The 21871-nt window shown below is 59.5% G+C and carries 20 protein-coding genes, 1 tRNA gene and 1 pseudogene; 12 read left to right on the top strand and 10 right to left on the bottom strand.

The features are described 5' to 3' along the window. The 5 genes from AB4Y71_RS09885 to AB4Y71_RS09865 all read right to left on the bottom strand — a co-directional run bounded on the left by AB4Y71_RS09885 (position 1) and on the right by AB4Y71_RS09865 (position 5608). Complete coding sequence (locus AB4Y71_RS09885) at positions 1–1140, bottom strand: acyl-CoA dehydrogenase family protein (protein WP_441720079.1); 1140 nt, start codon at positions 1138–1140, stop codon at positions 1–3. A gap of 49 nt (positions 1141–1189) precedes the next feature. Then, complete coding sequence (locus AB4Y71_RS09880; RefSeq protein WP_441720077.1) at positions 1190–2506, bottom strand: M20/M25/M40 family metallo-hydrolase; 1317 nt, start codon at positions 2504–2506, stop codon at positions 1190–1192. A gap of 84 nt (positions 2507–2590) precedes the next feature. Further along, the gene (locus AB4Y71_RS09875) at positions 2591–3565 is read right to left on the bottom strand and encodes a TAXI family TRAP transporter solute-binding subunit (protein WP_441720076.1); all 975 of its coding nucleotides are present in this window, start codon (positions 3563–3565) and stop codon (positions 2591–2593) included. Beyond that, positions 3555–4991, bottom strand: a complete 1437-nt coding sequence (locus tag AB4Y71_RS09870; RefSeq protein WP_441720073.1) for an ATP-binding protein — start codon at positions 4989–4991, stop codon at positions 3555–3557. Before AB4Y71_RS09870 ends, AB4Y71_RS09875 begins: the two co-directional genes overlap by 11 nt. Next, on the bottom strand, positions 4988–5608 hold the full coding sequence (locus AB4Y71_RS09865; protein ID WP_441687226.1) for a response regulator transcription factor: 621 nt from the start codon (positions 5606–5608) through the stop codon (positions 4988–4990). The genes AB4Y71_RS09870 and AB4Y71_RS09865 overlap by 4 nt, the downstream gene beginning before the upstream one ends. On the opposite strand from AB4Y71_RS09865, the gene AB4Y71_RS09860 reads away from it, so the two are divergent. The 7 genes from AB4Y71_RS09860 to AB4Y71_RS09830 all read left to right on the top strand — a co-directional run bounded on the left by AB4Y71_RS09860 (position 5534) and on the right by AB4Y71_RS09830 (position 11303). After that, a complete protein-coding gene (locus AB4Y71_RS09860; RefSeq protein WP_223261566.1) occupies positions 5534–5710 on the top strand; it encodes a hypothetical protein in 177 nt (58 codons plus the stop codon). The genes AB4Y71_RS09865 and AB4Y71_RS09860 overlap by 75 nt on opposite strands. Before the next feature lie 188 nt (positions 5711–5898). Next, on the top strand, positions 5899–7113 hold the full coding sequence (locus tag AB4Y71_RS09855; RefSeq protein ID WP_441720070.1) for an Nramp family divalent metal transporter: 1215 nt from the start codon (positions 5899–5901) through the stop codon (positions 7111–7113). After that, on the top strand, positions 7110–7754 hold the full coding sequence (locus tag AB4Y71_RS09850) for an NADPH-dependent F420 reductase (protein WP_441720067.1): 645 nt from the start codon (positions 7110–7112) through the stop codon (positions 7752–7754). The genes AB4Y71_RS09855 and AB4Y71_RS09850 overlap by 4 nt, the downstream gene beginning before the upstream one ends. A 228-nt stretch (positions 7755–7982) precedes the next feature. Then, positions 7983–8067, top strand: a tRNA-Leu gene (locus AB4Y71_RS09845). Positions 8068–8457: 390 nt separating this feature from the next. Beyond that, positions 8458–8853 carry a hypothetical protein gene (locus AB4Y71_RS09840; RefSeq protein ID WP_441720064.1) on the top strand — a complete coding sequence of 132 codons (396 nt, stop codon included), beginning with the start codon at positions 8458–8460 and terminating at the stop codon, positions 8851–8853. 221 nt (positions 8854–9074) lie between these two features. Further along, positions 9075–10052 carry an alpha/beta fold hydrolase gene (locus AB4Y71_RS09835; RefSeq protein WP_441720061.1) on the top strand — a complete coding sequence of 326 codons (978 nt, stop codon included), beginning with the start codon at positions 9075–9077 and terminating at the stop codon, positions 10050–10052. A 66-nt stretch (positions 10053–10118) separates the two neighbouring features. Beyond that, positions 10119–11303, top strand: coding sequence for a glycosyltransferase (locus tag AB4Y71_RS09830; protein WP_441720058.1), 1185 nt, complete (start codon positions 10119–10121; stop codon positions 11301–11303). A 62-nt stretch (positions 11304–11365) separates the two neighbouring features. Here the strand turns inward: AB4Y71_RS09830 and AB4Y71_RS09825 are convergent, their stop codons facing one another. The 3 genes from AB4Y71_RS09825 to AB4Y71_RS09815 are packed head-to-tail and all read right to left on the bottom strand — an operon-like array spanning position 11366 to position 14859. After that, positions 11366–12226, bottom strand: coding sequence for a MaoC family dehydratase (locus AB4Y71_RS09825; protein ID WP_441720056.1), 861 nt, complete (start codon positions 12224–12226; stop codon positions 11366–11368). Then, a complete protein-coding gene (locus AB4Y71_RS09820; protein WP_441693316.1) occupies positions 12227–13564 on the bottom strand; it encodes a 3-oxoacyl-ACP reductase in 1338 nt (445 codons plus the stop codon). Further along, complete coding sequence (locus AB4Y71_RS09815; RefSeq protein WP_417363616.1) at positions 13564–14859, bottom strand: acetyl-CoA C-acetyltransferase; 1296 nt, start codon at positions 14857–14859, stop codon at positions 13564–13566. Before AB4Y71_RS09815 ends, AB4Y71_RS09820 begins: the two co-directional genes overlap by 1 nt. Before the next feature lie 75 nt (positions 14860–14934). Here AB4Y71_RS09815 and AB4Y71_RS09810 point away from each other — a divergent pair, with 75 nt between their 5' ends. Both AB4Y71_RS09810 and AB4Y71_RS09805 read left to right on the top strand, forming a co-directional pair. Continuing rightward, a complete protein-coding gene (locus AB4Y71_RS09810; protein ID WP_441720053.1) occupies positions 14935–15594 on the top strand; it encodes a TetR/AcrR family transcriptional regulator in 660 nt (219 codons plus the stop codon). Between the two features lie 46 nt (positions 15595–15640). Then, on the top strand, positions 15641–17656 hold the full coding sequence (locus AB4Y71_RS09805) for an acyl-CoA dehydrogenase family protein (RefSeq protein ID WP_441720050.1): 2016 nt from the start codon (positions 15641–15643) through the stop codon (positions 17654–17656). Between the two features lie 57 nt (positions 17657–17713). Here AB4Y71_RS09805 and AB4Y71_RS09800 read toward each other — a convergent pair whose 3' ends face one another. Beyond that, positions 17714–18160: a VOC family protein gene (locus tag AB4Y71_RS09800; RefSeq protein ID WP_441720048.1), complete on the bottom strand. Its 447-nt coding sequence runs from the start codon at positions 18158–18160 to the stop codon at positions 17714–17716. Positions 18161–18287: 127 nt separating this feature from the next. Between AB4Y71_RS09800 and AB4Y71_RS09795 the strand changes: the two genes are divergently transcribed. The 3 genes from AB4Y71_RS09795 (at position 18288) to AB4Y71_RS09785 (ending at position 19898) form a co-directional block, all read left to right on the top strand. Then, positions 18288–18695 (top strand): hypothetical protein, encoded by a 408-nt coding sequence (locus AB4Y71_RS09795; protein WP_441720045.1) that lies wholly within the window; start codon positions 18288–18290, stop codon positions 18693–18695. A 54-nt stretch (positions 18696–18749) separates the two neighbouring features. Continuing rightward, the gene (locus AB4Y71_RS09790) at positions 18750–19133 is read left to right on the top strand and encodes a hypothetical protein (RefSeq protein WP_441720042.1); all 384 of its coding nucleotides are present in this window, start codon (positions 18750–18752) and stop codon (positions 19131–19133) included. A 162-nt stretch (positions 19134–19295) separates the two neighbouring features. Then, complete coding sequence (locus AB4Y71_RS09785) at positions 19296–19898, top strand: hypothetical protein (RefSeq protein WP_441720039.1); 603 nt, start codon at positions 19296–19298, stop codon at positions 19896–19898. Positions 19899–20568: 670 nt separating this feature from the next. Here AB4Y71_RS09785 and AB4Y71_RS09780 read toward each other — a convergent pair. Then, a pseudogene (locus tag AB4Y71_RS09780) lies at positions 20569–21742 on the bottom strand (IS3 family transposase). Positions 21743–21871: the final 129 nt, after the last annotated feature.

Here is a 21871-nt window from a genome sequence, read left to right as displayed (position 1 = left end):
TTAGCTTTCCAGCGGACCGACCAGCCAGGACGCGATGGTGTTCGCAGCCGACGCGGCGTTGGATGGGTGGTACCAGCTGGCTTGAACGTCACGGTAGAGCCGTTCGAATTCCGAGCCGCGGAAGTATCCCCCGCCGCCCAGCAGCTGCCCGGCGCTCTGGATGTTCTCCCGCGCGGTATCCCCTGCCACGGTGCGCAAGGTGACCAGCTTGGGGAACCAGGAGCCCTGGTGATCAACCTTTGCTTCCAAATCCCCGGCGACCGAACGCTGCAAGGCATCCAAGGTCAAAAGGCGCATCGCCGATTCGGCCAGCAGCCCGCGGGCGCGGACATCCTGCGAATACTTGCTGCCGTCGTGATGCACCCGCTTATTCAAGGCTTCTTGGCCCAAGGTGACCGCGCGATCGGCGATACCCACATAGACGCTGGCGGTCAGGGTCAGGAATGAGGCAAAGATTCCAAAAATCAGCGGATCGGCATTCGGCCCCACCGGCAGCCGCGAATGCACCCACTGGCTCGGCGCCACAGCATTTTCCAATTTGGTGGTGTGGGACTGGCTGGCCCGCATGCCCAAGGTATTCCAGTCGTTCAGTGAATTCACTCCGGGGCCCTTGGCAACAAATCCGTGGACCAGTTCCCCGGTTGCCTCGTCTTTGCCGAAAACTCCCAAGCGAGTGAATGCCGGGGCCAGCGAGGTGAAGATCTTCACCCCGTCAAATGCCACCGACCCGTCATCGGCGGTGCGCGCCTTGGTCTTTGAGTCGAAGAGTACCGCGTCATTGCCCGGTTCCGAGATGCCAAAGGCCATGACTTCCCCGTCGGCAATCCAATCGGTGACCATGTTCAGGCGATCATCTGCGCGTGCGTTCAGCAGGTAGGCCACGCCGGCCCACACCTGGTGCATGTTGATGGCCAGAGCCGTGCCGGGTGCCGCGGTAGCCAGTCGGCGTTGGGCCAGGGCCAGCATTTGAAAGTCCCAGCCCAGTCCCCCGCGCTCTACCGGAACCAATGCCTTGAGATAGCCCAGTTCCACCAGTTCCTTGAAGTCTTCGATTGCGAAGGTGTTTTCCTGGTCATATCCGGCCGCACGGGTGCGGAAGCGTTCAAGCAGCTGATCGGTCAGCACTGATTCAATGGACAAGGGTTCTGCTCCTGAATATTCAATAGGTTGGCTGCGCCAACTGTGGGTTCTAGTATTCCTGCAAGAGTTTGTGCAGGACTCTGACTCCGAACTTGATCGAGTCCACCGGCACGCGTTCGTCTACGCCGTGGAACATGCCGGTGAAATCCAGTTCGGCTGGAAGCTGCAGCGGCGCAAAACCGTATCCGGTGATATCCAGCTTGGCCAGCCATTTGTTATCGGTTCCGCCAGAAAGCATATACGGCAGCACTACCGCGTCAGGATCTTCGGCCAGCAAGGACTGGACCATCGATTCAACCAGCGGCCCGGCGAATGGTACTTCCAGGGAGTCTTGTTCATGCATCATGGATACCTCCACATGCTCCCCGGCCAGCTCGCGCAGGGTTTGGAGGGTGGCTTCGTGCTGATCGGGCAGCGTGCGGCAATCGATCAGCGCGTGGGCTTGGCCGGGAATCACATTGTGCTTGTAGCCGGCTTCCAGCGCCGTGGGATTTGCGGTGTTCTGCAAGGTGGCTCCGACGAATCTGGAAACGTTGCCCATGGCCGTGAGCAGTGGGGCCGGGTTGGCTTCATCGAAATCCAGTCCGGCCAGCTCTGCGACCTGTTCAAGTAGGGCCCGGGTGGTTTTGGTGTACGACAGCGGCCACTGGTGTTCACCGATGCGGTGCACTGCTCCGGCCAGGGCGGTGACCGCGTTGTCGGGGTTCAGCTGCGAGCCGTGCCCTGCCATTCCCTGGGCAGTCAGTTTCAGCCAGGCGATGCCCTTTTCCGCGGTCTGCAGCATGTAGGCGCGCCGGCCGTTGATTTCCACCGAAAATCCGCCGACTTCGCTGATCGCTTCGGTTGCCCCGGCGAAAAGTTCTGGATGGTTCTGGACCATCCATCCTGAGCCGTAGTCCCCGCCTGCTTCTTCATCAGCAAAGAAGGCGATGATCAGGTCGCGCTGCGGGGTGATGTTTTCACGTTGCAGGTGGCGCACGGCGGCGATGATCATGGCATCCATGTTCTTCATGTCCACTGCGCCACGGCCCCAAATCATTCCATCGATGATTTCGGCTCCGAAGGGATCCACGCTCCAGTCTTCGGCGATGGCCGGAACGACATCAAGGTGTCCGTGCACCACCAGTGCGGGCAAGGTCCTGTCGGCTCCGGGGATGCGGACCAGTACGTTGGCTCGGCCTGGGGCGGACTCGTAGATCTGGGCCGCCAGGCCTACTTCCTGAAGCAGTTGGGCAACATAGCGTGCGACTTCAAGCTCGCCAGCTCCCTTATTTCCGCCATAGTTCGTCGTGTCGATCTGGATCAGCTTCCTGCAGATTTCAACGGCTTCATTTTCCATCACGGCAATCGCGTCAACGGTGGGCATCCCAAATGATCCTCTCGCAACAGTACTTTGCATTACACACTAGTGCTCGATACCGCTTTCGTCTTGTGCTGACGTGCGTAAACCCTAGCCGTGAAGCTCTTGGTAGGCTTTGCGCGCTCCGGGGTGCAAGGGCTGGTTTCCGGTACTGATCAAGGTTTCCGGGGTCAAATACTGAATGCCGGAACTGGATTCCGGGATGAGCTGATCTGCGTGGTTCGCCAAGAGCTTCACGATCGCCCCGGCCAGCTCCTCGGGCATATCTGCCCGGGCCATTAACAGATTGCCCACACCGATGGTGTCTACGGATGGGATTGCGCGATAAGTGCCTTCGGGGATGACCACCCGGTCGTAAAGATTCGGATATTGCTCGCGAAGCTGCGGCAGGACTGAAGAAACATCCAATAAAGCCAGATCCGTCGACGAAGCCAGCTCAGCCAGTGAAGTTACTGGCAGCCCGCCAAAGAGGAATAATGCGTCGATGATTCCTCGGTCAAGGGCTGTGRGGCCCGCGACGTATCCGTATTGCAGTTCTTTCGGAGCCTTATCAGTGCCCTTGAGCTTCGCGGCCTGCAGGATGCGTTGTCCGGTCACCCAGGTTCCTGAACCAGGGGCGCCGGTGCCAATGGTCCGGCCAGCTAGATCCTGCAAGGATTTGATGCCGGAGTCTGGGCGCAGGATGCAATGGAAGTAGTTCTGGTAGACCCGTCCCAGTGCCATCACGTCAGTATTCAGCTGGTTGCTTTTGCGGTATTGGTCCACGGTATCGGCCAGTGCCAAGGCCAATTCTGCCTTGTTTCCTGCAAGCATGCTCAAGTTCTGCGCGCTGGCTTGGGTATTCAACGCTTGCGATTGCTCTGCAACAGCATTTTCCACTAAAGCCTTGGAGAGCAATGACGCGAATTGGTAGTACATGCCTCCGTCTTCACCGGAGGCGATGTTCAGCTGGCTTACCTGTGCCCTCTGGTTGCAGGAAGCCAGTGCGGGCAGCGCTGCTACTGCCGGAAGCGCCAGCAGGTATTTCAGCAGGTTCCTCCTGCTTATGCCGGATTCACGAATCATGGCTTACCGCCTCATGTTGTTCGGCGCGGGGCAGGATGATACTCGCTTTCAATCCAGCTCCGGCAACGGATGCGAGTATCAGTTCGCCATTGTTGGCGCGTGCCAGCCGATCCACAATGGCCAGGCCCAGACCTGTTCCCGGGCTTTGGCGCACGTGTTCAGCACGCCAGAATCGTTCTCCGGCCCTGGCAAGTTCAGCCTCGCTCATGCCGGCTCCATGGTCTTGTATCTGGATTTCGATTGCTTTCGGCGTTGAGGCCACGCTCAGGACAATTTTGCTAGCTGGAGCGTATTTGAACGCGTTTTCCAGCAATTCTGCAAGCATCTGCTGCAGGTCGAACCCATTGCACCAGGCTACTACTGGTGCCGTGGGCGCCTCGTCGAGATCAAGTACCAGTAGGTTTCCGAAGCGCCGGGCCGCCTCAGTTTGGCGTTCCACTTCCTCGGCCAGCATTTGAACGACATCGATGCAGCGGCCGTGCTCAACTGACGGGAGCATCGACTCCCCTGCACTTTGCTCGGTGAGCCGATGCTCCGCGCTAGCCAACCGCATGACCCCATCTAACAAGGTCTCGACCCGGTCTAGTTCATTTTCAACGGCCTGCACTCCATCCAGGTCTACGCTTTCGCCCAGGCGGATTTTCAGCAGATCTACACGCAGGCGCAAGGCGGCCACCGGGTTCCGCAGCTGATGGGAAGTCTCCGCGATGAGTTCTTGCTGCTGCTTCAAGCTATTTGCCAGCGTCCGGGCCATCTCGCTCAAGGACCGTGCGAGCTCGCGTAATTCTGGCGGCCCCTGTTCTTCCAAGCGCACTGGTGCTTGGTGTCGGGCAATATCGTTGACCGCATTGTTGAGCCGGTGCACCGGACGCAACACCCACGAGGTGACGCGATTGATCAAGAGCAGCAGGCCGGCGCCGATGGCGACTACAACCAGCCACAACAGGCTGGATTTTTCCAGCACCTTGGCACGCGCAGTTTCCAAGTTCACTTGCATCGTGACCGAGCCCAGTACCTGTGCGGAATTGCCGAAAGGTTGGGAAAGCAAGGCGGATGAGTTCGAGAATGGATCAATTGCCGGGATCTGGTTCAGCCCCAGGTTCAGCTCGGCGTTGCGCACGGTGCCTGCGACTTCAGGATTCGCCGGATCGATGGGTCCGGAGACCAATTGCTGCTGGCCGATGGTGACCAGCAGGCCCTCGCCGTAGAGATCGCTGTAGGTATCCATTTCCAGCTGGAGCATCGACAAATCGCTGTGACGATCGGCCTGGGATGCGAGGTGGACGAACCGGTTCAGCGACGACAGCCGATTCAGCTGGAGATCTGCGGTGGCGTCACGGCTGACGCTTTGCAGCAGCACGCCGCTGACGATCCCGACGATCACCAGCAGCAAGGTGCCTACGATGCCCAGTACGCGCAGTCTCACGGGTTCCGGGTTTCCAGCCGGTAGCCGACTCCGCGAACGTTGACTATCAGTCCGGGTGTTGCCAGTTTGGCGCGCAGGCCGGTCAGATGCACATCCAAGGAGCGTGAGACCGCAATAAACGCATCTCCCCACAGGTGGTCAAGGATCTGCTCCCTGGTCACTACGGATCCTGCGTGCTGCGCGAGCAAGGCAAGCAGGTCGAATTCCTTGGCCGTGAGCTTCAGGTCCCGTCCATCCAGGCTTGCTTCATGCTTGCTGGCGTCCACGCTCAGCCCGCCGGTGTTGAACACTCCGGCACGCTCAGCCACCTCGACTTTGGCGCGGCGAGCCACCGCTTCGAGACGGGCAAGCAGGACCGTGAGCCCGATGGGCTTTACCAGAAAATCATCGGCGCCCTGGCGCAGGCCGCGCACCACACTGCGCTCGTCATTGCGGGCTGAAAGGATCACCACCGGAACCTCGCTGACCTGACGCAGTTTGCGCAGGACTTCCAGCCCGTCCATGTCCGGCAGGCCGAGATCCAGAAGGATCATTTGGGCATTGTGGTGGTTCAACAGGGCGTCGGCTCCGCGGCTGACATGTTCTGCCTGATGGCCTGCCGATCGTACGGCGTCAATAAGGGCGTGGGCGACGGCTTGGTCGTCTTCGACGATCAAAAGCTGCACGGCATCATCCTCGGTGTCCGGAGCCGGGCCAAATGCCCGGAGGTAACTGCTTGATTCTAGCAATTGGAACGCGCAGTGTTTTTCACGTCACGTGCTTTCCTAAGAAAGTGTTAGTACTTGACTGGGAGTTTGCCCGTAAGGAAGATCACTACCAAGATTGAATACGATCTCATGCCCCCGTGGTCCGCGTCACTGCTGACGCAAGTCCATGGTGGACTCGCACTGTGTCAAAGGAATACTAGATGAGCGAAAATACCCAGGCGCCACGCGCCGACCTGGACGGCGGCGGACCACCGCGCTGGAAAGTTATCGGACCCGGCCTCGTAGTTGCCGCCACCGGCGTTGGCGCAGCAGATATGGTTGCCACCCTGGTAGCCGGTAGCCAGTACGGCTACGCCCTGCTGTGGGCAGTGATTGTCGGCGTGATCTTGAAGATCGTCTTGGTTGAAGGCGCCGGCCGCTACACCTTGGCAACCGGCAAGACCATTTTCGAGGGTTGGAAGACCCTGGGCAAGTGGACCACTTGGTACTTCGGTCCGTACATCATCCTCTGGGGCTTCGTGTACGGCGCGACGGCAATGAGTTCCGCGGCTCTCCCGCTGGCTGCGCTGATGCCGGCTGTGGATCTGAAGATCTGGGCAGTCATCATGGGCCTGTTGGGCTTCGTGATGGTCTGGTTCGGCAAGTACAGCTTCTTCGAGAAGGTCACCGCCGTGCTGGTGGGCATCATGTTCATCACCGTGGTCGGCTTGGCATTCATCGCTGTTCCGAACATTCCAGAAATGCTCAAGGGCCTGATCCCGATGATTCCAGAGGGCGGCGTGGTCTACACCCTGGCATTAGCCGGCGGCGTTGGCGGCACCATCACCTTGGCAGCCTACGGCTACTGGCTGCGTGAAAAGGGCTGGTACACCCCTAAGTGGATGCGCGTCATGCGCATCGACAACTCCATGGCTTACGTCATGACCGGTATCTTCGTGCTTGCCATGCTCATCGTTGGCGCTGAAGTTGTTCGCGCCGCTGGCGTGACCATCTCCGGTGGCGACAAGGGCTTGCTTGAACTGGGCGACGTGCTGAAAGCCGAATACGGCACCGTAGTTGGCAATGGCTTCCTGATTGGCTTCTGGGCCGCTTCCTTCTCGTCGATCATCGGCGTATGGAATGGTGTTTCGCTGATGTTCGCTGATTTCTGGGGCCACATGCGCAAGAAGCCGGCAAACCACCCGGATACCCTGACCGGCGGCAAGTACTTCAAGTTCTATGTCCTGTGGCTGACCTTCCCGCCAATGGTGCTGTTCCTGCTGGACAAGCCAATTGCGCTGATCCTGGCCTACGGCGTGCTCGGTGCGCTGTTCATGCCATTCCTCGCCGTGACCCTCTTGGGCCTGCTCAAGGCCGTGGTGGCATGCAATAAATTGCATGCCACCACGGCCTTCGCGTTTAGGCTGGTGATATGAGCATCAAACGGATTGGAATCCTTGGAGCGGGCCGCGCTGGAACAGCCCTCGCCCGCGCAGCGGCTTCAGCTGGCATTGAAGTGCATATTGCAGCTTCACGGCCACCAAGGATGCTGAAGTACCACTTGGCACAGTACGCCTCCCACGCCACCGGAGTACTGGCCGAGGACATTGCGCACGATGTTGATCTGGTGGTGCTGATGGTTCCGCAGGAAGAACTCGATGATATTGATGTCTCCTCCTTGGCAGGTACGCTGCTCATCGATGCGACCAACCGTTGGGAAGATGAACCCCTTCCCCACTGGTTTGAATCTGCCTTGGACGCCGGCTTGTCCAGTTCCGAAGCGATCGCAGCCCATTTCAAGAGCTCTCATGTCGTCAAGGCCTTGAATCACATCAGCCATTGGGACATGGACGCAGACCGTGCAACCAAGCAGGCCGCGCAGCGCGCCCTGGGTGTGGCCTCGGACAGCAGTGAGAATGCTGGTACGGTCTGTGAACTTACCCAAGCACTGGGATTTTCACCCGTAGCCCTGCCCAGCTTGGCCGCTGGTCGCGGGATGGAACCTGGTGGTGCCGTCTTCAACGAGGTGCTCGATGCCGTGGAGCTGGCCGTGCGACTGGGCCTGAACACCGACTAAAGAAGCCAAACCCGGACTTCACTAGGCAAATCGCACCAATTTTCCGTGACGCTCGACACAGAATTTCGAATATTGGCCCTTAAACCTCTAATCAAACCCGCTTTTCCCGCGGAATTCCGGGGATTTCACGCAAGAGCGACCCAGAGTTCGTCGATTGGAAATCCCCAGTTGAGGGTGGTAAAGTTTTACTTCGTTGCCAGCGATAACAACGCGAACAACAGACAACCTGCGCGGGTGGCGGAATAGGTAGACGCGCTAGCTTGAGGTGCTAGTCCTCGTTTAGAGGGTAGGGGTTCAAGTCCCCTTTCGCGCACAGGTAGAATCCCCGGTTGACTTCGGTCAACCGGGGATTTCTTTATTTAATCGGCAGGTCTTCTTACACAAGTTGGGCACATGCCCCAACGCGTTCAGGGGGCTGACGCCACCGCACCGCCAGATCTTTCTAGAGCCCCTTACCGTCTTCCCCACTAAAAAGAAGACCCCACGTTCTAGCTACGGATCTTCATTCTCCAAGGGTAAGAAATTTTTGCTTCAGCTAAGTGGTTCGATTCCACGCAAGCTCGACAAATTCTTCGGCCATCAGAAAAACTCTCACCGGCTTAGCATCCTCATTGCGGCGTCACTCAACAACGCCTAAATAGGATAGAGTCTACAAAATAGTTCGGTACGCCAAATCTCACGACTAGATAATAAGTAGGGAGAGTTGAACGAATTTATTGGCTACTTGTCGTACATAGTTATTGGCGTCAGCTTGCTTGCGTTTTTCTTCATGGCATATCGGCAGAAGAATACTAACCATCAATCGATGGCCTTATCCGGCCTCTTCATTATCTGCGTAGCTCACGCAATCGCGCTTTACCTGCTTAGCTCGCCCGCAACACCGGGCGACGGAGCAATTTGCATGGAAGAATCGGCTTTCGGAATTTTCATACATCCAGAAACATACGTGATGTTGCCGCAGTATGAGGGCACCTGGCCTTGTCCTAAGGCGCAGGGCGCCCGAGTTTTGTTAGCGATGGCAACTGCTCTCGTTCCTTCAACGATCACCATTTATTTGCTGGCCAAGAAAACGAAGCTGAGTAGTCCCAGCGCAGCCTAAGCGAGCTCAGTATCAAGTGCTCCTTTTGGCACATTAGATTCCCAGATCTCCCGTTCTGCGGGTTCCATCAGATCAATAAAATACGCGGCACTGCGTTCGATGATGGAAAACTTCATTGTGCCTATTCGTTGTCGGCAGGAACTCGGCTTAATTAGAAGTTCCGTCTGGAGATGAGCGAGTGCACTTCCACTGCATCAGCGCATCAGGCATAGGCTGTTCACATGACATCCCCCGCCCCGCAGAATGCTGATGCACTCCATGGCCTGTTGCCCGTTGCCGGTGGGCACCACGTGTATTGGGAAGAATCCGGAGTGCCTGACGGCATCCCCGCGCTGCATTCGCACGGAGGCCCAGGCAGCACGCTTGGGGCTGGCGGCTATCGCAATCGATGGGACCGGGCTCGTACCAGGCTCATTGGTCTCGAACAGCGTGGCTGCGGACGATCCATCCCCTCAGCGGCAGATGCAGAAACCAGCATTCACAGCTTCACGACGCAGCAGTTGATTGCAGATATCGAGGAGCTTCGCATTTCCCTAGGCATTGAGAAGTGGATTCTCAATGGAATCTCTTGGGGATCAACCTTGGCACTGGCCTATGCGCAAGCGCATCCACAGCGTGTCATCGGCATGGTGCTTTTTGCCGTCACCAGTACCAGCCGCGAAGAAGTCACCTGGATTACCGAGACCGTAGGAGCCATCTTCCCTGAAGCATGGGATCTCCTGGCAGGATTCGCTCGTGAGCATGCTCCCGGGTATGCCGCCGGAAGCCTGCGGCTGGTTGAAGCCTATGCGCAGCTGCTGAACAGCGACGATTTATCCCTTCGCGATGCCGCTTCGCAGCAGTGGGCGCTGTGGGAAGATACCCATATTTCCTTGGGAAGTGAACAGGTGATCCGTGATCCGCGCTGGCAGGACCAGCGATTGCGTCATTCCTTGACAAGGCTGACCACGCACTTCTGGGCACACGATGGGTTCTGCGATCCTCCACTGCTCGAGAACATGGCTGGTATTGCGCATCTGCCGGCGGTGCTGATCCACGGACGCAGCGATATCTCCGGACCGGTGCGCACCGCGTGGAGGCTGTATCAAGCCTTGCCGAACTCCGAACTGGTCATCTGCGAGAACGATGGCCACGGAGGCCAATCGATGGTGGAGCATTGGAATTCAGCGAACAGTAAGATGCTCGACCTGGCTTCTTGATAGCATCAAAGGCGGAGTTTTGAATGAAAAATTCCGTCACTCCCCTAGCCTTACTGGAGCTCTCTAATGCGCATTGCCATGCTGTCCCTGCATACCTCTCCCATGCAGCAACCCGGCTCTGGCGATGCAGGGGGCATGAACGTGTATATCCAGAACCTTTCTTACGCGCTTGGAGCCTTGGGCCACGAAGTCCATATGATCACCCGCACCGCCAACGAATCAGAATCGCTTCAGGTCAGCGAGGGCGTGTGGATGCATCTGGTACAGGTCGCCGCAGAACAGAAATTGAGCAAGGAAGACCTCGCGCAGATCATCGATCCTGCCGTGCAGGAAATCAACGCACATCTGCAGGGCTTGAAGATCGATATCATCCATGCGCACTATTGGCTTTCGGGCATGGTGGGGCTGCAGCTATCGGCCCAGTGGAATGTTCCGCTGCTGGTCTCCATGCACACCTCAGCGGCGGCCAAGGAACATGAATCAGGGATCAGCGAGCCCGCCGAGCGCAAGAGCGCCGAAACGCTGCTGCTGGCTGAAGCGGCCCGGATCATCGCCAATACTCCGGTGGAAGCCAAGCAACTGGCCCGTTTCTACTCGGTTCCTGCGGGCAAACTTGATGTCGTGATGCCCGGGGTCAACCACCGTATTTTCCACCCGAACCAGGACAAGCTGCGCCGGCCGCTGGGTGAGGATGATCTGCATCTGGTCTATGCCGGACGCATGCAACCGCTTAAGGGCGCCCACCTGTTGCTTGAAGCCATGGGCATCGCCCGACGTGAAGCTCCCGAGCTGCGCATTACCGCATCGCTGTTCGGGGCGCTCTCCGGATCTACTGACTACGACCTGCCGGCATTGGCCTCAGCCGAAGAGCTGACCGATGTCGTGCGGTTCTACGATCCACTATCCCCCGAAAAACTGGCGCTGGTCTTTTCGAACGCAGATGTGGTCGCTGTGCCATCGCTTTCGGAGACCTTTGGACTCGTGGCCGCCGAAGCCCAGGCCTGCGGCACCCCGGTGCTGGCCAACGCGGTGGGCGGCTTGAGCTACGCGGTGCACGATGGCAAATCTGGCTGGCTGATGCCCGAACCCGATCCGCAGCTGTGGGCAGCGAAGCTGATTGAGTTAGCTCGCGAGCCCGAACAGATCACCTTGGCCGGCCACGGAGCGTTGGAACATTCTGGCGAGTTCACCTGGGAGCGCGCGGCGGTAGAGACCTTGGCCAGCTATCGGATGGCCAAGTCGCAACTGTAGATTGCGGCTAAAGCACACGGTTGGCTGCTCTTGGAAAACCAAGAGCAGCCAACCGTGTTTTTCTAGGACTCGGTACGAACCAATTCGAGTTCGAAGTGCGGCTTGCCCTTGCGGGCATGCCACGCGTTCACCGTGAATCCTTCAGCCTGCGCGGCGAATGCCAGATCCACACTGGCTGGCAGGACCACCGGAGTCTTGAACTCGATATTCCATGAGTAGTTGCCCTGGGCCGGTTCAATTCCAGCCAACGCCCTGGCGGCCAGATAGATGCCGTGGGCAATGGCCGCAGGCATCCCCAACGCCTTGGCGCTGAGTGCCGAGAGGTGGATCGGGTTGTAATCCCCGGCCACCGCAGCCCAGCGTCGTCCCGTTCCGGCATCCAGCTTCCAGCTGGCGGTACGCTGCGGCGCGGAGAATGGCACCTGGGTGGTTTGCTGCGGAGCTTCGCCTGCAAGCTTCACGCCCTTGGCCAGGAAGGTGCTGCGCAGCAGCATCCGGTCCTGTCCGTCCACCACGATGCGCACCACGAGATCGCAGGTCACGCCCTTGGCATGAGCCACAAGATTCTCGCTGTGCACCTCGATGTCAAAAACCTCATCCTCAGCCAGCGGCGCAGCCACATCGACCTGGTTGGTCAGGTGGATCATGCCCAGCAGCGGCAGGGGGAAATCATCTTGCACCATCAGGCTCATGGCCAGCGGGAACGCCAAGGAATGCACATAGAGGCTCGGCAGCACACCGGTCATCGGCGCGCCCACGGCCTTGCGGTACTCGCTCAGTTTCACCGGATCCGCGACGGCACCCTGGAAGACCAGCACCGTATCGGGAAGCACGGGGTTCTTGGGCTTTCGGTTCAGCGTCTTGACGGCCTTGGCATAAACCGAGGCCATCGAGGGAATCGCTGTTACGATCTGCGCACCCATCTAGGCACCTACCAGCGACTGGCCGCACACGCGCAGCACCTGGCCGTTCAGCCCGGCTGCCGCATCGGATCCCAGGAAGCTGATGGCCTCAGCCACGTCTACCGGCAAGCCGCCCTGCATCAGCGAAGGCAGCACCATGCGTGCCACGGTGCGGGTGCCCAATGGGATCTTGGCGGTCATTTCGGTTTCAATAAAGCCAGGGGCCACCGCGGTGATGGAGCCGCCTTTTTCTGCAAACAGCTTGGCGCTGGAGTGCACCATGCCGATTACCCCGCCCTTGGAAGCGGCATAGTTGGTCTGGCCGCGGTTTCCGGCAATGCCGGAGGTGGAAGCAAGCGAAACGATGCGCAACCCGGGCAGCTTGGCGGCCAGGAAAGCTTCGTTCATGCGCAGCTGCGAAGCAATGTTCACCGCGATCACCGAGTCCCAGCGTCCGGCATCCATGTTGGCCAGCAGCTTGTCGCGGGTGATGCCGGCGTTGTGGACCACCAGATCCAGCGAGCCGTGGCGGCCGATGGCGTGATCCATGATCTGCTGTCCGGCATCCGGCGCAGTGACATCGAGCTGCAAGGTGGTTGCACCGATGGAGTTCGCCACCTTGGCCAGTGCTTCTCCGGCTTGCGGCATATCCACCACGACTACCTGGGCGCCATCTCGGGACAGGGTCTTGGCGATAGCCGCCCCGATGCCGCGGGCGGCCCCGGTGACCACAGCGACCTTGCCAGCCAGCGGCTTGGCGAAATCGGCTGGCAGCACGCCGTCGTTGGTGCGCACGTTCAGGAACTGCCCATCAACATACGCGCTGCGTCCGGAGAAGAAGAAGCGCACAGCGGCCAGCGCACTAGGGCTGGCCACGTGGGTGCCTTCGGAAAGCACGATGCCGTTGGCCGTGGCTCCCCCGCGCATTTCCCGTCCCAGGGAGCGCACCGCGCCGTCAATTCCTTGGCGTACGGCGGCCAGCGCTGGGGCATCTTCATCGGTGGTTTCCCGCGAGATGGCGACGACGCGTGCACCGGGAAGCAGCTTGCGCACCGCCTGTCCGGCCGCCAGCATCAGCGGCGAAAGGTCGGTGGGGCGCTCGAGCTCGTCAAGCAGCAGGACCAGAGCGCCGAGCTTGGCATCCCCGGCGTCGTGGCGGCGCACATCCAGGCCCCAGGAGACCAAGGTGTCGCTCAAGTCTTGGGCCTTGGCCGAAGCGCCGAGGATCAGTACCGGACCGGGCAGCAGCGCGGCATCCGGGCTGTAGCGGCGCAGCCGCGGCGGACGCGGCAGGCCGAGCATGGTGGCCAGCTTCTTGGTCAGCCCGGTGTTGACCAGTTCCATGTACTTGTCTGCCATTAGTTGCGAGCCTCCAGAATTGCGACGACGCCCTGGCCACCTGCGGCACAGACCGAAATCAGTGCGCGGCCCGAGCCCTTTTCATGCAGCATCTTTGCGGTGCTGGCGATAATGCGGCCGCCGGTGGCGGCAAATGGGTGTCCGGCTGCCAGCGAGGAGCCGTTGACGTTCAGCTTCGACCGGTCGATGGCGCCCAGCGGGGCATCCAAGCCAAGCTTCTCGCGGCAGAATTCTTCGTCTTCCCATGCCTTGAGCGTGGACAGCACGGTGCCGGCGAAGGCTTCGTGGATCTCGTAGAAATCGAAGTCCTGCAAGGTGAGGTTGTTGCGCTTGAGCATGCGGGCGGTGGCGTAGGCGGGAGCCATCAGCAGGCCCTCTTCGCCGTGCACGAAGTCCACCGCGGCGGCTTCGAAGTCCACGAAGTTCGCCAGCATTGGCAGGTCGTTGGCTTGGGCGTACTCTTCGCTGCCCAGCAGCACTGCCGAGGCGCCGTCGGTCAGCGGGGTGGAGTTGCCAGCGGTCATGGTCGCTGCTTCGCCCAGGTTCTTGCCGAAGGCCGGCTTGAGCTTGCCCAGCTTTTCCATGCTGGAGTCGGCGCGCAGGTTGTTATCCTTGGCCAGGCCGTTGAATGGGGTGATCAGGTCGTTGAAGAAACCGCGATCATAGGCTGCAGCCAGGTTCTTGTGGCTGGCCAAGGCCAGTTCATCCTGTGCTTCGCGGGTGATGCCCCACTTCTTGGTGGTGATCGCCTGGTGGTCGCCCATGGACAGTCCGGTGCGTGGTTCGCCGGTGCCTGGAGCCGCTGGGGCCAGGTGGCCTGGGCGCAGCTTGGCCAACGCGGCCAGCTTGGCTTTGGTGGAGCGGGCACGGGATAGTTCCATCAGGATCGCGCGCAGCGAATCGGATACGGCGATGGGCGCGTCGGAGGTGGTATCCACGCCGCCGCCGATGGCCGAGTCGAGCTGGCCGAGCTTGATCTTGTTGGCCAGCGAGCCGATGGCTTCCATGCCGGTGGCGCAGGCCATTTGCACGTCGTAGGCCGGGGTGGCGTGGTCCAGCGAGGAGCCGAGTACCGATTCGCGGATCAGGTTGAAGTTCTTGGAGTGCTTGAGCACCGCACCGCCGGAGACTGCACCGATGCGCTGTCCCTGCAGTCCGTAGCGGGCAACAAGGCCCTCGAGTGCGGCGGTGAACATGTCCTGGTTGGACGCATTCACATAGGCGGTGTTGGAACGGGCGAAGGGAATGCGGTTGCCACCGATGATCACGGCGTTGCGCACAGAAGGCTGGCTCATGTTCGTTGAACTCCTACAAATATTCTGGTGTGACAAGTATTACTGTAACCAAGAGTACATGATACTCTGAGTTACGTGAACAAGATCACTGAGGAAATCGACCGCGAGACCGACGGCCGGGCAGCTCGCTGGGAAGCGCATCGCACCGCGCGCCACGAGGAACTGCTCAAATTGGCACGCAAAGCCGTGCACAAGCTCGGTCCCCAGGTCTCCATGGAGGACATTGCCGGACACGCAAAGACCTCCAAGCCGGTGTACTACCGGTACTTCGGCGACAAGGAAGGCCTGCGCCAGGCACTGAGCGCCATGGTCATCAACGACTTCCGCAAACGCGTCATCGCCGCAGGCCAAGCCAAGGAAGATGAAGTCAGCGCGCTGCATGCCATGGTCTCCGCCTACTTGGAGCTGGCCACCAACAGCCCGAACCTCTACTTCTTCGTCACCAGCGCTCCGCGCTCGGCCGAAGATGAAGCAGCCGGGGCGCTGACCACCTTCTTCGAAGAAGCCTCCGCCTTGATCAGTGAACGCCTGCTCAAGCTCTACGACCAGCAGGCCACCACCGCCACCTTGGACCTGTGGCCGCGCGCGGCCCTGGGCATGGTTCGGGCCGCCGGCGAACGCTGGCTGCGCCAACCGGATTCGGAGCAGAAACCGAGCTTGGAATCGCTGGCCGAAGAACTGACCAATTGGCTGGCTTACGGCATCGCTTCCACCAATGCACCAAAGACCCGCTGAATTACCAGCATCCATCTCTTCCTCACCATTGAATGAAAGGTACGTCATGAGCGAGAACCGCATCAACGTCAACGCCCTGTCCGAACAGCTCTTCGGTCCTTATGCCGAAATCCGCAAGGCCTCCCGCGCCCGCGCCGCGGATCCGCAGCTGCAGCGTGACCCGCTGCTGGGCATGGATGAGCACCGCGAACGCGTTCTGGGCCAGCTGGGCATCCTGGTGCAGCAGGAAGCCGTCCAGCGCGCCTTTCCCACTGAATTCGGTGGACAGAATGACCACGGCGGCTCCATCGCCGCCTTCGAGGAACTGGTCGCTGCCGACCCGTCGCTGCAGATCAAGGCCGGTGTGCAGTGGGGCTTGTTCGCCGGGGCGATCCTGCACCTGGGTACCGAAGAGCACCACAAAGCCTGGCTGCCAGGGGCGATGAACCTGGACACCCCCGGCGCCTTCGCCATGACCGAAATCGGCCACGGCTCCGATGTGGCCGCAGTTGCCACCACCGCTACCTACGACGAAGCCACCGATGAGTTCGTCATCCATACTCCGTTCAAGGCCGCCTGGAAGGAATTCCTGGGCAACGCCGCCCTGCACGGCAAGGCCGCCACCGTCTTCGCGCAGCTGATCACCAAGGGCGTGAACCACGGCGTGCACTGCTTCTACGTGCCGATCCGCGATGAAGCAGGCAACTTCCTTGAAGGCATCGGAGGCGAAGATGACGGGCTGAAGGGCGGGCTGAACGGCATCGATAACGGCCGCCTGCACTTCACCAACGTCCGCGTGCCGCGCACCAACCTGCTCAACCGCTACGGCAACGTGGATGAAACCGGCACCTACTCCTCGACGATTCCCTCCCCGGGACGCCGCTTCTTCACCATGCTCGGCACCCTGGTCCAGGGCCGCGTATCGCTTGATGGCGCCGCCACCAACGCCTCGAAGATCGCCCTGCAGATCGCAATCACCTACGGCAACCAGCGCCGCCAGTTCAACTCCACCTCGGACACCGAGGAAACCACCTTGCTGGACTACCAGCGCCACCAGCGCCGGTTGATCACCCGTCTGGCCCGCACCTACGCTGCCTCCTTCGCCCACGATGGGCTGCTGGAGAAGTTCGACGCGGTCTTCTCCGGCCGCGAAGACACCGACACGGACCGCCAGGATCTGGAAACCCTGGCCGCTGCATTGAAGCCGCTGAGCACTTGGGATGCGCTGGACACCTTGCAGGAGGCCCGCGAGGCCTGCGGCGGCGCCGGGTACATCGCCAAGAACCGCTTCACCCAGCTCTACGCTGACCTCGATGTCTACGTGACTTTCGAGGGCGATAACAACGTGCTGCTGCAGCTGGTGGGCAAGCGCCTGCTCACCGACTACGCCGCCGAATTCCGCAAGCTGGACACCGGCGCGATGGCTCTGTACGTGGCCAAGCAGGTGGGCACCACTGCGCTGCACCGTACGGGCCTGCGCAGCGTCGGCCAGGCCTTCGCCGATATCTCCGATGAGCGCAAGAGCGCCAACTTCTTCAAGGACCCGGACAACCAGCGCGCGCTGCTCACCGGCCGCATCAAGGCCAAGGTGGCAGAAGTTGCCGGCGCCCTGCGCACTGCTGGCAAGGACAAGGCCAAGGGCGCTGCGGCATTCAATGAGAACCAGGACCTGCTGATCTCCGCCGCCCGCGATCATGGCCAGCTATTGCGCTGGGAAGCGTTCACCGCTGCCTTGGAAAATACCTCGGATGCGGCCACCAAGGAGGTGCTGACCTGGTTGCGCGATGTGTTCGCCCTGAGCCTGATCGAAGATGACCTGGGCTGGTACCTGTCCAATGGCTTGCTCTCCATGCAGCGTGCTCGCACCCTGCCTGGCTACCTCAATCGCCTGCTGGCCCGCTTGCGCCCGCATGCCCAGGACCTGGTCGAGGCCTTCGCCTACACCCAGGACCACCTGCGTGCGGACATCTCCTCGGGCGGCGAAGCAGAACGCCAGAACGAGGCCATGGAGTACTTCCGCAAGCTGCGCGCCAGCGATAACGCGCCAATCAGCGAGAAGTCGCTGCAGAAGCCCAAGGGCTAACCCCCAGCCTGGCAGATGCCCGTATCCCAAAGCATTCTGGGTGCGGGCATCGGGTGGTTAACCGTTCAAGCGCTGGGCTAGCGCCACAATGATCCCCTCAGGTCCGCGAATGTATGCCATTTTCCACACGCCTTCATAGTGTCCGATGCCGCCGATCAGCGGATAGCCGTGCTGGTTCAAGTCATCCACCGTGGCCTGCAGGTCATCGACCTCGAAGGCGATGGAGCGCAGCCCCAGCTCATTGGCCATCGCCTTAGGGTTGCACGGCAGATACCCAGGCTTCTCAAAACTGGACAGCTCGATTCCCACATCTGTTCCGGGAGCCTTGAGCATCACGATGTTCGTGCGCGAGTCGGGCACAGCGCAGACGGTCTCCAAGAACTCGCCTTCAAGCCCGTTCGCCCTGCCTTCCACTTCCAGCCCCAGGCTGACAAAGAAGCCGGTCACCATCTCGAGGTCGGCAACGGTGATGCCTACATGGTCGAATCTAATGGGTCGCGGCATGGGAATCGGTTCGCTTTCGCTCGAAGATACGCCACAGCCTACCCCGATGGACGGCGGCGAACCAGATCGCCGCTGCCTTTTGGCACCGGCAAACTAGCTAGCCCCCAGTGAAAGCTCGTCCGCCACCTTGGCTATCAGCTCCCGCTCTTTTGGGCTCACCGCCTGGACAGTCGCAGACATCCACCACGCCCTGAACTGGCGCACCACACCAGGACTCCACAACCGCGAATCCTGGGGGCCACTCCCCCAATACAACCGTGACACTCAGTCCTACATCGACCACTGCCGCGCCCTGCGCGGAGCACTGAAATTCAGGCTGCTGCAATGGGTCACCACCGAAGGCGAAATCATGCTCAGCCAATCCCAGCGCATGGACGCCGCCAGCGCTCACGCACGCGCTCACGCACGCGCCACCACCGAGCGCCGCGCCAAGCTCACCGCCAGCCGGCCGACCCACCAAAGCGCCGCAGCCACCGGAGCCGCCAAAGCACGCGCCGCCCTCCACGCAGCACGCCAAGCACAAGCCGGTTACTGAGATCCAAACTGTCCCATAACCCCATTAGACTGAGCAAAGACCGTAGGAGGAACCATGAAATACATCATCGGAGCCTGGGCCAACACCAAATGCACCCGCCCGGTCTCAAGCTTCATCCTGGCACTGGCCTTCTGGGGCACCTTCATGGCCTTCAACTACGCCATGAAAAACCCCGCCGACCTGGTCATCTGGATCTTTGCCGGCGCAAACGTGCTCTTCTTCCCCCTGGCACGGGAAACATACTTCCGCCTCACCGGCCCAATCCGCGACGGGCTAGCCGGAATCGTGCTCTGGGGGCCACTCTTTCTCATTGCCTTGGCACTGCGAATTACGGTCTTCGTGCTGCTCAACTTCATGGCCGTGCCCCTGGGCATCCTCGGATTCTTCTACCTGGCCACCCAAGAAGCCAACGGCAACGGCTACCGAGTCATCGCCTAGCAACAGTAGAGCGTTGAATACTTTGGAGTCATTTAGTCCAAAGAGCAAAGCAAGTTGTCATTTAATCTTAAAAGTTACAAGATTCACATAAGTTTTAGTCAGAGCGGCATTTACGTTGTAACCTTATGCTTATTGTTCGTAAATCTGAGTTAGAGATAAGTTATGAAACCAAATAATTCACTTGGCACTCGCTCTAAAGCGGGGGTAGCGGCTTTCGTGCTTGTCTCGCCGCTACTTTTCACAGCATGCACAGAAGCTCCAGCTGAACCATCAGCCAACCCCTCTGCTGCAACTGCAACGCAGGAAAGCCCCGAGAAGGCAGCCGAAATTAAGGAAGTCCAATCAGTCTATGAATCATTTGACCCTGCCCGTCTCACTGAACTCTCTAAGAAGCGCAACGACGAATCTTCTGATCCTGAACTGATATTTGTCACTCAAGGATTAATTGAGCCAGACGGTGAGTTGAGTATCCCGAAGATCTCTGGGAAGAACAAGAAGTCGCTACTTGTTTCTTACATGTGCCGTACTTCCGATGAAAAAGGAGATCCTTGGCGTGTTGACTTCAGTGCAGATTCTGAACCATTGAAATCAGGTATTCAATCGGATTCTTGTACAAAGAATTCAGTTGAAATATTCACCACAAGAGTACTAATCCCAACAGAGTTACCCGACGCTCTGGACGTTACGGGGAGAGTTGAGCTTGCTGTGTCTATTTTCGAAATTGAGGAAACAAAACGAAGCCACTACACAGAATTCTGGCATTAGGGGCTTCAGCTCTGCTGGTATCAGGAATTGCCTTTCCAGCAGCAGCTGCGGATAACAAAAGTTACCTTGACATCGCATCCCCCGCGGCGTGTAGCGAGGTAGGAAATCATGCAAGCGTTTCAAAAGGCAAGGCAGTCTTCATGACTGGCTCCTACCCAAAGAAATGGCTCGATCCAGGCGTATCCTACAAAATCACCAAAGGCTCAAGCACAACTGTTGGCCGAACATCAACAGGAGGTGCCTCACTCGAAGTGTACAAAGTTGCTAATATCAAGTATGAGACCAGCATGAGCAGCAGCACGAAAATTACTGCGACTGATTCTTACTCTTGGAAAAATACATCAAAGACCACTAAACGGCTACAGTTAGGTGCCCGAGGCTATAAGTTTAATTGGTCAAGCTACTCAGCTGTGGCACCGTGCAAGATCATTAATTCTAAGTCTGGAAGCGCCACAATCCCAACGTTTGAAGAGTGGTTTAGGCACAACTAAATCATTTTTGAAGTGATTTTCAAAAGATTGGCAAGATCATAGAATGATCCCCCGGAAGTTGGACTGAGAAATCAGAACTACTTCCAGGGGAGCATTTTTCGTGCACGCACGCAGCACACCGCCGAGGACTGAGCTGGTCAAGTTTCTGAGACACGATCTTTGATCTTTGCTAATTATTCTCAAGCCGCAAGGGCCAGAGAATTCCTTTCCCAATACGGGTCCAGAACTGCTTGGGGGCTGAGCCCTCCATTAGCTGTATGCGGTCGTTTCCGGTTGTACCAAACTTCGATGTATTCCATCACCGCGGTCCGCGCTGCCACCCTGCTGGTAAATGCCCGGTGATGATACATTTCGTTCTTGATGGTCGAGAACGTTGACTCGGCCACGGAATTATCCCAGGGAACACCCCGGTGCGCCCCATCGATCCGATGAGGTGATGAGGGTTCAGAGCGTGCACGAACTTCCGGGACCTGAACTGAGATCCGCGGTCCGAATGGACGATGCAACCGGCCGCGTCGCGACGCCGGGATACTGCGTTGTCCAGGGCGTTCACCGCGAGACGGGCCTTCATTCGGTCGCTGATCGAGTAGCCCACGATGCGGCCGGAGAACACGTCTTTGATGGCGCAGAGGTAGAGCTTGCCCTCGTCGGTCCAGTGCTCCGTGATATCAGTGAGCCACAGTTCGTTGACGTCATCGGCGGAGAAGTCCCGCTTGACGAGGTCGTCGTGGACTGGCGGGCCGGGGCGCTTTCCGTTCTTGGCGCGCTTCTTCCCGAACACGGACCACCACTGGTTGTCTCGGCAGATCCGCCACGCGGTCCGCTCACACATCTCCTCGCCGGCTCCTGCCGCTTCGCCGACGAGGAACCGGTAGCCGAACTCGGGATCGTCGTGGTGGGCGTCCAGCAGCGCGTTGGCGCGATACGCCTCGACTATCTCTGATTCCGTGACCTGGTGTTTGAGCCAGCGGTAGTAAGGCTGGCGGGAGAGCTTCAGGGCCCGCAGGGACACCACGACGGAGATGCCGTCAGCGGCGAGCTCGCTCACGAGCGGGTAGAGCCTTTTCCCGGCAGGTTCGCCTGCGAGAGGTAGGCGGCTGCGCGGCGGAGGACCTCGTTCTCCTGCTCCAGCAGCCGGATCCGCTTGCGGGCGTCGCGCAATTCGGTCGACTCCTCCCGGCTCCTTCCGGGGCGGTTGCCGTCGTCGATGTCGGCTTGGCGGATCCATTTGTGGAGCGTCATCTCATGGACGCCGAAGTCCTTCGCGATCTGCGCGAGACTGACGCCGTCCTCACGGGACCGGGCCACGCGCACGACATCTTCGCGGAACTCCTGTGGGTAGGGAGCGGGCATGGTGCACATCCTTCCAGGCCGCCCTACGGGCAAACCAGATCAGATGTCACCTATCAGTGCGGCAGTCCCGCGGCAATTACCAGTATCAACGTCAAGTCGTGTTATATTGATACCCACGTAAATCATCAT

The organism is Glutamicibacter sp. MCAF14 (genome assembly GCF_052114325.1).
GTDB classification, from domain to species: domain Bacteria; phylum Actinomycetota; class Actinomycetes; order Actinomycetales; family Micrococcaceae; genus Glutamicibacter; species Glutamicibacter arilaitensis.
Note: the sequence above shows the minus strand (reverse complement) of the source record. Positions and strands in the feature narration are given on the sequence as shown.

What these genes read in the sequence shown, in the direction of transcription:
- AB4Y71_RS09820 (WP_441693316.1), bottom strand. Translation starts at nt 13,564, where the DNA reads ATGGCAGACAAGTACATGGAACTGGTCAACACCGGGCTGACCAAGAAG.
- AB4Y71_RS09855 (WP_441720070.1), top strand. Translation starts at nt 5,899, where the DNA reads ATGAGCGAAAATACCCAGGCGCCACGCGCCGACCTGGACGGCGGCGGA.
- AB4Y71_RS09785 (WP_441720039.1), top strand. Translation starts at nt 19,296, where the DNA reads ATGAAACCAAATAATTCACTTGGCACTCGCTCTAAAGCGGGGGTAGCG.
- AB4Y71_RS09835 (WP_441720061.1), top strand. Translation starts at nt 9,075, where the DNA reads ATGACATCCCCCGCCCCGCAGAATGCTGATGCACTCCATGGCCTGTTG.
- AB4Y71_RS09790 (WP_441720042.1), top strand. Translation starts at nt 18,750, where the DNA reads ATGAAATACATCATCGGAGCCTGGGCCAACACCAAATGCACCCGCCCG.
- AB4Y71_RS09880 (WP_441720077.1), bottom strand. Translation starts at nt 2,506, where the DNA reads ATGCCCACCGTTGACGCGATTGCCGTGATGGAAAATGAAGCCGTTGAA.
- AB4Y71_RS09830 (WP_441720058.1), top strand. Translation starts at nt 10,119, where the DNA reads ATGCGCATTGCCATGCTGTCCCTGCATACCTCTCCCATGCAGCAACCC.
- AB4Y71_RS09800 (WP_441720048.1), bottom strand. Translation starts at nt 18,160, where the DNA reads ATGCCGCGACCCATTAGATTCGACCATGTAGGCATCACCGTTGCCGAC.
- AB4Y71_RS09825 (WP_441720056.1), bottom strand. Translation starts at nt 12,226, where the DNA reads ATGGGTGCGCAGATCGTAACAGCGATTCCCTCGATGGCCTCGGTTTAT.
- AB4Y71_RS09815 (WP_417363616.1), bottom strand. Translation starts at nt 14,859, where the DNA reads ATGAGCCAGCCTTCTGTGCGCAACGCCGTGATCATCGGTGGCAACCGC.
- AB4Y71_RS09805 (WP_441720050.1), top strand. Translation starts at nt 15,641, where the DNA reads ATGAGCGAGAACCGCATCAACGTCAACGCCCTGTCCGAACAGCTCTTC.
- AB4Y71_RS09850 (WP_441720067.1), top strand. Translation starts at nt 7,110, where the DNA reads ATGAGCATCAAACGGATTGGAATCCTTGGAGCGGGCCGCGCTGGAACA.